This window comes from Rhizobium sp. AG207R, from assembly GCF_027109195.1.
GTDB classification, from domain to species: Bacteria; Pseudomonadota; Alphaproteobacteria; order Rhizobiales; family Rhizobiaceae; genus Rhizobium; species Rhizobium dioscoreae.
Genome location: NZ_JAEPVT010000015.1, coordinates 12,851 through 24,446 on the forward strand (window position 1 = coordinate 12,851; position 11,596 = coordinate 24,446).

10 protein-coding genes are annotated in these 11,596 nt (G+C 59.5%); all 10 read left to right on the plus strand.

Features of this window, described 5'->3' with window-relative positions:
* Positions 1-156: 156 nt before the first annotated feature.
* The 10 genes from JJQ51_RS28930 (at position 157) to JJQ51_RS28975 (ending at position 11,596) form a co-directional block, all read left to right on the plus strand.
* Positions 157-888 (plus strand): response regulator transcription factor, encoded by a 732-nt coding sequence (locus JJQ51_RS28930; protein ID WP_197044218.1) that lies wholly within the window; start codon positions 157-159, stop codon positions 886-888.
* A 105-nt stretch (positions 889-993) separates the two neighbouring features.
* The gene (locus JJQ51_RS28935) at positions 994-2,787 is read left to right on the plus strand and encodes a sensor histidine kinase (protein WP_186450364.1); all 1,794 of its coding nucleotides are present in this window, start codon (positions 994-996) and stop codon (positions 2,785-2,787) included.
* Between the two features lie 8 nt (positions 2,788-2,795).
* Entirely contained in the window at positions 2,796-3,260 is a 465-nt protein-coding gene (locus JJQ51_RS28940) for an HPr kinase/phosphorylase (RefSeq protein WP_113333405.1), read from the plus strand.
* Between the two features lie 140 nt (positions 3,261-3,400).
* Positions 3,401-3,802: a PTS sugar transporter subunit IIA gene (locus tag JJQ51_RS28945; RefSeq protein ID WP_015338202.1), complete on the plus strand. Its 402-nt coding sequence runs from the start codon at positions 3,401-3,403 to the stop codon at positions 3,800-3,802.
* Positions 3,803-3,821: 19 nt separating this feature from the next.
* Positions 3,822-4,097, plus strand: coding sequence for an HPr family phosphocarrier protein (locus JJQ51_RS28950; RefSeq protein WP_069613940.1), 276 nt, complete (start codon positions 3,822-3,824; stop codon positions 4,095-4,097).
* A gap of 183 nt (positions 4,098-4,280) precedes the next feature.
* Positions 4,281-5,681, plus strand: coding sequence for an adenosylhomocysteinase (gene ahcY / locus JJQ51_RS28955; RefSeq protein ID WP_113352879.1), 1,401 nt, complete (start codon positions 4,281-4,283; stop codon positions 5,679-5,681).
* A 204-nt stretch (positions 5,682-5,885) separates the two neighbouring features.
* Positions 5,886-8,465, plus strand: coding sequence for a PAS domain-containing sensor histidine kinase (locus JJQ51_RS28960; protein ID WP_269245584.1), 2,580 nt, complete (start codon positions 5,886-5,888; stop codon positions 8,463-8,465).
* Complete coding sequence (gene tsaE / locus JJQ51_RS28965; protein WP_113389646.1) at positions 8,462-9,973, plus strand: tRNA (adenosine(37)-N6)-threonylcarbamoyltransferase complex ATPase subunit type 1 TsaE; 1,512 nt, start codon at positions 8,462-8,464, stop codon at positions 9,971-9,973. The genes JJQ51_RS28960 and tsaE overlap by 4 nt, the downstream gene beginning before the upstream one ends.
* Positions 9,974-10,007: 34 nt before the next feature.
* Positions 10,008-10,721 (plus strand): hypothetical protein, encoded by a 714-nt coding sequence (locus JJQ51_RS28970; RefSeq protein WP_113352876.1) that lies wholly within the window; start codon positions 10,008-10,010, stop codon positions 10,719-10,721.
* A 143-nt stretch (positions 10,722-10,864) separates the two neighbouring features.
* Positions 10,865-11,596 (plus strand): nucleotidyltransferase family protein, encoded by a 732-nt coding sequence (locus JJQ51_RS28975; RefSeq protein ID WP_113352875.1) that lies wholly within the window; start codon positions 10,865-10,867, stop codon positions 11,594-11,596.

Sequence of the window (11,596 nt, forward strand, 5' to 3'; positions counted from 1 at the left end):
GGTTTTTCCTCACAACAATCCTCCCCTTTATCTTTGCCACAATTTGTTCCACCTTTATCCCCATAAGCGCGCCAGGTTACCGCCGACCGAGCTGGCAGACCGCCTGGGCTGGATTCCAAATCCGGGAGACGCGCACTGATGACGGAGACGAACACCATGTTGACAATCGCGCTCGTTGACGACGACCGCAATATCCTGACTTCCGTATCGATTGCCTTGGAAGCAGAGGGATATAAGGTAGAAACCTACACGGACGGAGCTTCGGCGCTGGACGGCCTGCTTGCCCGGCCGCCGCAACTGGCGATCTTCGATATCAAGATGCCCCGCATGGACGGCATGGAGCTCCTGCGCCGCCTGCGGCAGAAGTCCGATCTGCCCGTGATCTTCCTCACCTCGAAGGATGAAGAGATCGACGAGCTTTTCGGCCTGAAGATGGGCGCCGACGACTTCATCACCAAGCCGTTCTCGCAGCGCTTGCTGGTCGAACGCGTCAAGGCTGTTCTCCGCCGTGCCTCCGCCCGAGACGCCGCAAACGCTGCCGGCGGCGCAGCCGCCGCCAAGCCGGGTGCTGTGCAGCAGGCCCGCTCGCTGGAACGGGGGCAGCTCGTGATGGACCAGGAACGCCATACCTGCACCTGGAAGGGCGAGCCGGTGACGCTCACCGTCACCGAATTCCTCATCCTGCATTCGCTTGCCCAGCGCCCCGGCGTGGTCAAGAGCCGCGACGCGCTGATGGATGCGGCTTATGACGAGCAAGTCTATGTCGACGACCGCACGATCGACAGCCACATCAAGCGGCTGCGCAAGAAATTCAAGATGGTCGACCTCGAATTTGATATGATCGAGACGCTGTATGGCGTGGGCTATCGCTTCCGCGAAGCAGCATAATAGTTAGCTAGACCATACGGATAGTTAACTGGACCATACGGCGGACAATGGATTAAGAGCATGCGGACGGGGTCGCCGACCCCGTTCTTCGAAAGGGCCGTAGGCTTGGCACAGCTGGTGCAGGACAGGGATATAGACGACTCGGAAAGCCCGAGCGGCGCTCGAATCGCGCGCCGGCGCTGGACCCATCCCTTCGTCCTGATCCGCCGCATCTTCGGCAATGCCGTCTTTTCGAGCCTGACGCGACGCATCCTGTTCTTCAATCTGGCCGCCCTCGTCGTTCTGGTCGGCGGCATTCTCTATCTCAATCAGTTCCGCGAGGGCCTGATCGATGCCCGTGTCGAAAGCCTTTTGACGCAGGGCGAGATCATCGCCGGTGCCGTCTCGGCTTCGGCATCGGTCGACACCAACTCCATCACCATCGATCCGCAGAAGCTGCTGGAGCTGCAGGCCGGCCAGAGCATCACGCCCGTTCCGAACGACGAGGATCTGGAATTCCCGATCGATCCGGAAAAGGTGGCGCCGGTGCTGACGCGGCTGATCTCGCCGACGCGCACGCGCGCACGCATCTTCGATGCCGACGCGAACCTGCTGCTCGACAGCCGCCATCTCTATTCCCGCGGCCAGGTGCTGCGCTACGATCTGCCACCCGTCGACGACGAGAAGCAGAGCTGGTCCGACTGGTTCAGCGGCTTGCTCAACAAGATGCTGCAGCCGGGTAACCTGCCTGTCTATAAGGAAGCGCCCGGCGGCGACGGCTCCATCTATCCCGAGGTCATGAATGCGCTGACCGGCGTGCGCGGCGCCGTGGTCCGCACCACGGAGAAGGGCGAACTGATCGTCTCGGTCGCCGTGCCGATCCAGCGCTTCCGCGCCGTGCTCGGCGTGCTGCTGCTGTCGACCCAGGCCGGCGATATCGACAAGATCGTTCATGCCGAGCGCCTCGCGATCATGCGCGTCTTCGGCGTCGCGACGCTCGTCAACGTCGTGCTGTCGTTGCTTTTGTCCTCCACCATCGCCAATCCGCTACGCCGGCTCTCGGCTGCGGCCATCCGCGTGCGCCGCGGCGGGGCGAAGGAGCGCGAGGAGATTCCGGACTTTTCCGCTCGCCAGGACGAGATCGGCAATCTGTCGATCGCGCTGCGGGATATGACATCGGCGCTCTACGATCGCATCGATGCGATCGAAAGCTTTGCGGCCGATGTCAGCCATGAACTCAAGAATCCGCTGACATCTCTGCGCAGCGCCGTCGAAACGCTGCCGCTCGCCAAGAGCGACGATTCCAAGAAGCGGCTGATGGATGTGATCCAGCATGACGTTCGCCGCCTCGACCGCCTGATCAGCGATATCTCCGATGCATCGCGCCTCGATGCCGAGCTTGCACGTTCGGATGCCAAGTCGCTCGATCTGGAAGTATTGCTGCGCGACATGATCGATATTTCCAGACAGGTCGGGCACAGCAAGAAATCTGTCGAGATCGACTATATTGTCGACCGCAAGCCAGGCAATAAGGCGAACTTCTCCGTCGACGGCCACGACCTGCGCATCGGCCAGATCGTCACCAATCTCATCGAAAACGCACGATCCTTCGTCCCCGCGGAAACCGGCAAGATCACCGTGCGGCTGACGCGGACGCGGACGCGCTGTGTCATCTATATCGAGGATAACGGTCCCGGCATTCAGGCCGAAAATATCGACCGCATCTTCGAACGGTTCTATACCGACCGGCCCGAATCCGAAGGTTTCGGGCAGAATTCCGGCCTCGGCCTGTCGATCAGCCGGCAGATCGCCGAAGCGCATGGTGGCTCGCTGCGCGCCGAGAATATCGTCGACAGCGATGGCTCGACGCTGCTTGGCGCCCGCTTCATCCTGTCGCTGCCAGCCCAGACGACGGCGTGAGCGGCCGCATGACGGGTGAGGCGACCAATTCCCACGCAACGGCGATCGTCATTGGCAGGATAGGGCTGCTGTTCCTTGGCCCCTCGGGCAGCGGCAAATCCGCCCTCGCCTTCTCCTGCCTTGCGGCTGCCAAGCCGCTGGGATTGACGGCAAGCCTGGTCGCAGACGACCGCGTGCTGATTGCCGAACAGAACGGCTCCATTATTGCGAAATGCCCGCCCTCGATCGCAGGGCTTATGGAAATCCGCTACACCGGTATCGTTCGCATGCCTTATATTTCCGAGGCCGAAATGCATTTTGCCGTTCGCCCTGTCGACCCGGCAACCGCGGAAAGACTACCACCCGAGGATGAGCAGATCGATATTACCGCGTCTGCTCGGTTGCCGTTGATCCGATTGGCTGCAACCTCTGCGAATCCGCTTGCCGTAATAATGGCGAAAACCGGCGCAAGTTTTGGTGAATCGGCCATTTAGGCCCGCATAGGCGCGTAAATCCTGTATTTTAAGCTTGCACTTCGTCTTTTCATCGCCAAGATGTCCCCCCACTGGTGGACGACATTGCTGCATTGCGATATGGGCCACCTGTTTGCGTATGCGATGGGAGCAGTAATATCATGATTGGACTTGTGCTTGTCACTCATGGCAAGCTGGCTGAAGAGTTTCGGCATGCTGTCGAGCATGTCGTTGGTCCGCAGAAGTTCATAGAAACGGTATGCATTGGTCCCGAAGACGACATGGACAAGCGGCGGCAGGATATTCTGCAGGCCGTTGCCGGTGCCGACGACGGGCACGGCGTCATCATCCTCACCGATATGTTCGGCGGCACTCCTTCCAATCTCGCAATCTCCGTCATGAATAGCGGCCACACCGAGGTTATCGCCGGCGTCAATCTGCCGATGCTGATCAAGCTTGCAGGCGTGCGCGGCGACAACAACATGGAAAGGGCCCTGGTGGAAGCTTCAGAGGCCGGGCGTAAATATATCAACGTGGCCAGCCGTGTGCTCAGTGGCAAATAACGAGGCAAACACCGCCCCCATGACCGAGCTTTCCCGGGAACTCCTGATCATCAACAAGCGGGGTCTGCATGCCCGTGCGTCGGCGAAATTCGTGCAGACCGTCGAAGCCTACGACGCCGCCATCACCGTTTCAAAGGACGGCACCACCGTCGGCGGCACCTCGATCATGGGCCTCATGATGCTTGCCGCCAGCCCCGGCTGCAGCGTGCTTGTCACGGCAAGCGGCAATCAGGCCGCCGAAGCGCTTGAGGCGCTCGACCAGCTCGTCGCCAACAAGTTCGGCGAGGAAATCTAGGCTTTTCCGCCTCCTCCCCTGTGGATATAAAGACATAAAGACTTCTTTATATCATTATTGATTTCCACCCTGAAGCCTGCTACACGGCATCATTCCTACACGCTATAGCGTGCAATTCTTGTTGCATTCGGCTGAGGCGTCTGCCCGCGGCGCGATTGCATCGTTCAGGCTGGAGACTCATTGATGAGCGCTGAAAAGGACTACATCGTCGCCGATATCGGCCTTGCCGACTATGGTCGCAAGGAAATCGCAATCGCCGAAACCGAGATGCCAGGCCTGATGGCTTGCCGCGCCGAATTCGGCGAAGCGCAGCCGCTGAAGGGCGCACGCATCACTGGCTCCCTGCATATGACGATTCAAACGGCCGTTCTCATTGAGACGCTGGTGGCCCTCGGCGCTCAGGTGCGCTGGGCATCGTGCAACATCTTCTCGACGCAGGACCATGCCGCCGCGGCCATCGCCGCTTCCGGCGTTCCGGTCTTCGCCGTCAAGGGCGAGAGCCTTGAGGACTACTGGACCTACACGGACAAGATCTTCCAGTGGGCGGATGGCGGTCTCTCCAACATGATCCTCGACGACGGTGGCGACGCCACGATGTACATCCTGCTCGGCGCCCGCGCCGAAGCCGGCGAGGACGTACTCTCCCATCCGCATTCGGAAGAAGAGGAAATCCTCTTCGCACAGATCAAGAAGCGCCTGCAGGCAACGCCCGGCTGGTTCACCAAGCAGCGCGACGCCATCAAGGGCGTGACCGAAGAAACCACCACGGGCGTCAACCGCCTCTATCAGCTCAGCCAGAAGGGCCTGCTGCCCTTCCCGGCGATCAACGTCAACGACAGCGTCACCAAGTCGAAGTTCGACAACAAGTATGGCTGCAAGGAATCGCTGGTCGACGGTATCCGCCGCGCTACCGACGTCATGATGGCCGGCAAGGTCGCCGTCGTCTGCGGCTATGGTGACGTTGGCAAGGGTTCTGCCGCTTCGCTCTCCGGCGCCGGCGCCCGCGTCAAGGTCACCGAAGTCGACCCGATCTGCGCCCTGCAGGCCGCCATGGACGGCTATGAAGTCGTTCAGCTCGAGGACGTCGTTTCCTCGGCCGACATCTTCATCACCACGACCGGCAACAAGGACGTCATCCGCATCGACCATATGCGCGCGATGAAGGACATGGCGATCGTCGGCAACATCGGCCACTTCGACAACGAGATCCAGGTTGCCGCCCTGCGGAACCTCAAGTGGACGAACATTAAGCCGCAGGTCGACATGGTCGAGTTTGCCAAGGGCAACCGTATCATACTGCTATCGGAAGGCCGCCTGCTGAACCTCGGCAACGCCACCGGCCACCCATCCTTCGTGATGTCGGCTTCCTTCACCAACCAGACGCTGGCGCAGATCGAGCTCTTCACCAAGCCCGGGCACTACAAGAACGAAGTCTACGTACTGCCGAAGCACCTCGACGAGAAAGTTGCCCGTCTGCATCTTGCCAAGCTCGGCGTGAAGCTGACGGAGCTTTCGGAAGAGCAGGCTGCGTATATCGGCGTGACGCCGAAGGGCCCATTCAAGTCTGACCACTACAGATACTGATTATTAAAACAGTATCCACAACATCTTGTGGCCCTGGCATTGACAAATGCCGGGGCTTATTTTTTAGCCAGCTCCCTTCCCCCAGATTCTCCTAGGCAGTATTGTTTTTACACTTGATTCGTGACGAACCGGGCGTGCCCGGAGCCATGAAAATGGGATGTCTTGTCAGGATGCGGCACATTATAGGACGGAGACAGACCTCTTATGTTTGAAGGGGAAGACAACCTGCATCAACCAGCGCTACATCGAGTGGCGACGCGGTTGCGGCAGGGCGGTGCATATTGGCTTTCGGCAAAAGCGAAGCTGGGCAAAGGTTGGCTGGTGCGCCTGAGCCGCTTACTGCAGCTCAGCGTTTTCGGCGGTCTCGTGACCGGCCTGGCAGGTCCCGTTCTCGCTCAAAGCAATGATGCCGCGCAGGCGAGCATGCGCCTCTTCACCTCTTCGGAAATGGCCATCTTCTCCGTCATCATTGGCGTGATCTCCGCCGCACTCCTCTCGACCATGTGGATGGTCCGACAGCGCGGCAACATGGAAAGCGAAAGCCGCGAGATCCGCACGGCCCTTTCGGATGCCAACCAGCGTATTTCGCAATATCAGGCGCTGATTGCCGACAAGAACCGCCGCATCGTCATCTGGGATGGCCCGAATGCGCGGCCCGAACTGCTCGGACAGCTTCCGGTCGAGACCGGCGCGCCGCAGGACAATGAATTCCTCGCCTTCGGTCGCTGGCTGAAATCATGGTCGGCCGGCGAGCTTGACAAGGCTATCGACACGCTGCGCAGCAGCGGCCAGAGCTTCGACATGGTGGTCGAGACCAATCGCGACGAAATTCTGGAGGCGCAGGGCCGCATTTCCGGCGGGCGCGCTTTTGTACGCTTCATCGCGCTCAACAACCTGCGCGCCGAACTCGCTGAGCTGAAGATCGAACGCGACCGGCTGATGACCTCGATCTCTACCTTCCAGAATTTGCTCGATGCCATCGACCTGCCGGTCTGGCAGCGCGATGCGGAAGGCAAGCTCACCTGGGTGAATCAGGCCTATGGCGAGGCCGTGGAAGCGGTTTCGACCGATGAAGCGGTGCGCGAGGGACGGGAATTCCTGACGACCGTGACCCGCGAGCGCATTCGTGCGGCAGCCACGCCGGAGTCGCCATTCCACGACAAGATTTCAACCGTCGTGCATGGCAACCGCACTTTCTTCGATGTCGTCGATGTGAAGGCTCCGAACGGTTCCGCCGGCATCGCCATCGACGTCTCCGAGGCAGAAGGCGTTCGAGCGGAGCTCGCACGCACGCTGAAGAGCCATGCCGAAACACTCGATCATCTGGCAACGCCGGTTGCGATCTTCGACGGCGAGCGGCGGCTGCAATTCTACAATCAGGCTTTCGTCCAGTTGTGGGAACTTGACATCGCATTCCTCGAAAAGCGACCCGACAACAGCGAGCTTCTGGACAGGCTGCGCAGCGCCAAGAAGCTGCCCGAGCAGCTGAACTGGAAGACATGGAAGGACGGCGTACTTTCGGTCTATCGCGCACTCGATACACAGACCGATCTCTGGCATCTGCCCAACGGCCAGATTCTCCGGGTCTTCGCCACGGCGCATCCTCAAGGGGGTGCGACATGGGTGTTCGAGAACCTGACTGAACAGGTCGATCTCGAAACCCGCTACAACACCCTGGTCAAGGTTCAGGGCGAAACCATCGACCATCTGTCCGAAGGCGTCGCCGTTTTCGGTCCCGATGGCCGCATCCGCCTGTCGAATCCGGCCTTCCGCATTCTCTGGAACATCACAGAGGCACAGGCGAAGCCCGGGACGCATATTCAAGCCCTGGCCGAGGCGTGCGCGCCTTCTTACGACCGGCCGGACGGGTGGAAGCGGTTTGCCGAGCAGATCACCAGTTTCAACGACGAGCGGCCCTCATCGCAGGGCACTCTGGAACTTTACTCCAATCTTGTACTCGACTACGCCGTCATTCCTCTGCCGAATGCACAGACCATGCTGACATTTGTCAACAAGACCGACAGCGTGCGCGCCGAACGCGCCCTGACCGAGAAGAACGAAGCACTGCTGAAGGCCGACGAACTGAAGAACGATTTCGTCCAGCACGTCTCCTACGAGCTGCGTTCGCCGCTCACAAACATCATCGGCTTCACCGACCTTCTGAAGACGCCGGGCATCGGCTCGCTGAACGAGCGGCAGGCCGAATATGTCGATCATATCTCGACCTCGTCTTCCGTGTTGCTGACGCTGGTCAACGACATTCTCGATCTTGCGACGCTCGACGCCGGCATCATGCGGCTGAACTATTCCGAAATCATGCTCAACGATCTCCTCGACGAAGTCTCGATGCAGATCGCCGACCGGCTGCAGGAAAGCGGCGTGATGCTTGAAATCACCGTGCCGGCGCATCTCGGCTCTATCGTTGCCGATCAGCAGCGGCTGAAGCAGATCCTGCTGAAACTTCTGACCAATGCCGCCAATTTCGCGCCCGAGGGATCGACGATCTCGTTGAGATGCGGACGCGAAGGCACGGATTTCGTCTTCTCCGTCTCGGACAAGGGTCCCGGCATTCCCGAGGATTTGATCAACACGGTTTTCAACCGCTTCGCCTCCGGTGGCAAGGGCGGCAAGCGCAGCGGTGCCGGCCTTGGCCTTTCCATCGTCGAAAGCTTCGTCAGCCTGCATGAAGGCGAGGTTTCGATCGAAAGCCAGCCGGGCAAGGGAACGACGGTCACCTGCCGGATTCCTTCAGCCGAGCTGCCTCACTCCGTCGCAGCAGAATGACAGCCTCCGACAACAGCATTTCCCTTTTCCTCGCAGATGACGCCGCCACGGCGCAGCTCGGCGAGGATCTGGCGCTGGCCCTAAGGGTCGGCGACTGTCTGGCGCTATCAGGCGATCTCGGCGCGGGGAAATCCTCGCTGGCACGCGCGCTACTACGCGCCATGGCCGACGATTCCGAACTGGACGTGCCAAGCCCAACCTTTACGCTCGTGCAATCCTACGAGCTGCGTATCCCCGTCTCGCATTTCGATCTCTATCGCCTCGGCGATCCCAGCGAATTAACGGAACTCGGCTTCGACGAGGCCCTCCAGACCGGCATCTGCCTTGTGGAATGGCCTGAAATGGCCGAAGGCGAGCTGCCGAAGGAGCGCATCGACCTCAAGCTAACGCATGAAGGCGAAGGACGGCGCGCCATCATCACGGCACCGGCCAAGCGGATCGCACGCATCGAGCGCGTACTGGCTATACGCGCCTTTCTCGATTCGCATGGCTATCGCGGTTCCGCCAGACGTTTCCTCACGGGCGATGCCTCGCTGCGTGCCTATGAGTCCATCTATCCAAAGGATGGCGGCAGCCGCGTGATCCTGATGGATTGGCCGCGCCTCCCGGAAGGGCCGCCGGTGCTCGATGGGAAACCCTATCCGAAGGTCGCGCATCTCGCTTGGGATGCCTATCCCTTCGTGGCGATCGCCAATATCCTCCGCCAAAACGGCTTTGCCGCTCCGGAAATCTTTGCCGCCGATTACGACCAGGGCATTCTTCTGATCGAGGACCTCGGCACCGATGGCGTTCTCGATGCCGAAGGCAAGCCGATTGCCGAGCGCTATCGGGCCAGCGTTGCCTGCCTTGCGCACCTACACAGCCTTTCGATTCCCGGCGATATTCCAGTCACGCCGGATCACATCCATCACATTCCGGATTTCGACCGGACCGCCATGAAGATGGAAGCGCGGCTGCTGCTCGACTGGCATCTGCCCTGGAAGCGCGGCACGCCGGCAAGCGATGAGGAACGGGCCGACTATCTCGCGATCTGGGACAAGCTGATCGATCAGCTCGAAGATGCGGAAAAGAACCTGCTGCTGCGTGACATGCATTCGCCAAACATCATCTGGCGGGCGCATGAACAGGGCATAAAGCGTATCGGCCTCATCGACTTCCAGGATGCGATGATCGGGCCGACCTCCTACGACGTCGCCTCGCTGGTGCAGGATGCGCGCGTGACGATCGAACGCGACCTGCATGACCAGCTTCTGGTCGACTATCTCGCACTTCGTCATGCCCAAGGCGACTTCGACGAGACGAAATTCCTGAAGAGCTGGGCGATCATGTCGGCACAGCGCAATTGCAAGCTTGCCGGTCTCTGGGTCCGGCTCTTGCAGCGCGACGGCAAGCCGGGATATCTGAAGCACATGCCGCGCACACTCGCCTACCTCGCCATCGCTCTCGAACACGAAGCGCTCGCACCTCTGCGAGAATGGTGCGAAAAGGCCGGCATTGGCCAGGTTTGAGTTATGGAGACTTTGCAATAGGCAAAATCGGAACATGCTTTTAGGACGCCGGACGTTATTTTCGATTGCTTGGCTTTCCGGCTTTATGTTTTTGGTAAAGCGCGGTTTTGGAGACGATTTGGCCAGTCCTGATAAGCCAGAGCCTTTCGGCTACAAGACTGGTTGGTTGGCAATTAGCACCAGTGATACGACTGCGGTCATTAATCAACTCGGACTAACCCAGGTGCAGGCCGCGACATGGCGACGAGGGCTCGAAGAAACTCATGCCTATCCCCCGAAGGGAGTTCCCGTTTTTGTGTGCCCACCAATCAATGGCTGGACGCTCGTTGTCACAGGGCTAAACGTTGATGGTGATAGCGAGGCTTTACGGAAAGCTTTATGCGATCTGTCGAATAGATTTGGCGATGCCCAGTATTTTGCCTCTTATCGAGTGGTCAACGCTCAAGTATGGCAACGCGCACGCCACGGCGCAATGGAGCGGGCTTTCAGCGTAGCCGATGGTACCGTTACTCTGAATTTTGGCGCGACAACGCGCGATGAAATGGATCTCGGCCTGCCGGAAATTTCGGCGCTTACACCGGAGTATCTCACCAAAGCATCCGATCCTTTATACGACCGTTGGATTTTTGGCTCGGAGGATAATCCATCGCTGCTAGCCGAGAAGTGGAGTATCAATCCATTAAAAATTGGTACTGACTTCGCGACAACACCTTCGATAGGACACTTGGCTCAGATGCGATCGCTCTGACGGCCGGATTGGCGGCAATGGCTGGAAACGACTCGACGCGTGGCGGCGAAGAAAAGCAGAACTGCTCTACCGAACCAAGACTGGCGACGGCTTTCCGGCCTTGTGCTATGGAAAGAAGATATGAATCGAAAGTTCGAGACGAAATGACCATCAAGCAAGCCATGGTTTTGGCCGCGGGGCTTGGAACCCGCATGCGACCGATCACTGACACCATCCCGAAGCCACTGGTGAAGATCGCCGGCAAGCCGATGATCGATTATACGCTGGATGCATTGGTGCAGGCGGGGGTCGAGCGGGCCGTCGTCAACGTCCATCACCATGCCGACCAGATGGAGGCGCATCTCCGCAGCTATCGCGGGCTTGAAATCCTGATTTCCGACGAGCGGGACGCGCTGATGAACAATGGCGGCGGCCTCGTCAAAGGCCTGAAACTTCTGAGCCGCGATCCGGTGTTCGTTATGAACGCCGATCTGTTCTGGATCGGTGAGAAGCCAGGCCATCCCACCAATCTGGAAAAGTTAGCCGGATTCTACGATGAGCAGCGCATGGACATGGCTATGCTCTGCGTCGAACTAGAACGGACTACAGGCCATAACGGCAAGAATGACTTCGCCATGGCGCAAGACGGAAGGCTCGCCCGCTACCGCGATGTCGGACGCGACGGCGTCGTCTATGCCGGCGCAATTGCGATGAGCCCCTCTTTCCTCGATGATGCGCCTGATGATGCTTTCAACGTCAATATCTACTTCGACAAGGCCATCGAGCGCGGCCGGCTCTACGGCACCCTGATGGATGGTCACTGGTTGACAGTCGGTACGCCGGAAGCAATCGGCGAGGCGGAGGAAGCGATCCGGAATTTCCGGGCGTTTGCGTGA

Bases quoted from the DNA above. Each gene is read 5' to 3' on its own strand.
- JJQ51_RS28930 (WP_197044218.1), top strand. From the start codon at position 157: ATGTTGACAATCGCGCTCGTTGACGACGACCGCAATATCCTGACTTCC.
- JJQ51_RS28940 (WP_113333405.1), top strand. From the start codon at position 2,796: ATGACGGGTGAGGCGACCAATTCCCACGCAACGGCGATCGTCATTGGC.
- JJQ51_RS28945 (WP_015338202.1), top strand. From the start codon at position 3,401: ATGATTGGACTTGTGCTTGTCACTCATGGCAAGCTGGCTGAAGAGTTT.
- JJQ51_RS28950 (WP_069613940.1), top strand. From the start codon at position 3,822: ATGACCGAGCTTTCCCGGGAACTCCTGATCATCAACAAGCGGGGTCTG.
- ahcY (WP_113352879.1), top strand. From the start codon at position 4,281: ATGAGCGCTGAAAAGGACTACATCGTCGCCGATATCGGCCTTGCCGAC.
- JJQ51_RS28960 (WP_269245584.1), top strand. From the start codon at position 5,886: ATGTTTGAAGGGGAAGACAACCTGCATCAACCAGCGCTACATCGAGTG.
- tsaE (WP_113389646.1), top strand. From the start codon at position 8,462: ATGACAGCCTCCGACAACAGCATTTCCCTTTTCCTCGCAGATGACGCC.
- JJQ51_RS28970 (WP_113352876.1), top strand. From the start codon at position 10,008: ATGCTTTTAGGACGCCGGACGTTATTTTCGATTGCTTGGCTTTCCGGC.
- JJQ51_RS28975 (WP_113352875.1), top strand. From the start codon at position 10,865: ATGACCATCAAGCAAGCCATGGTTTTGGCCGCGGGGCTTGGAACCCGC.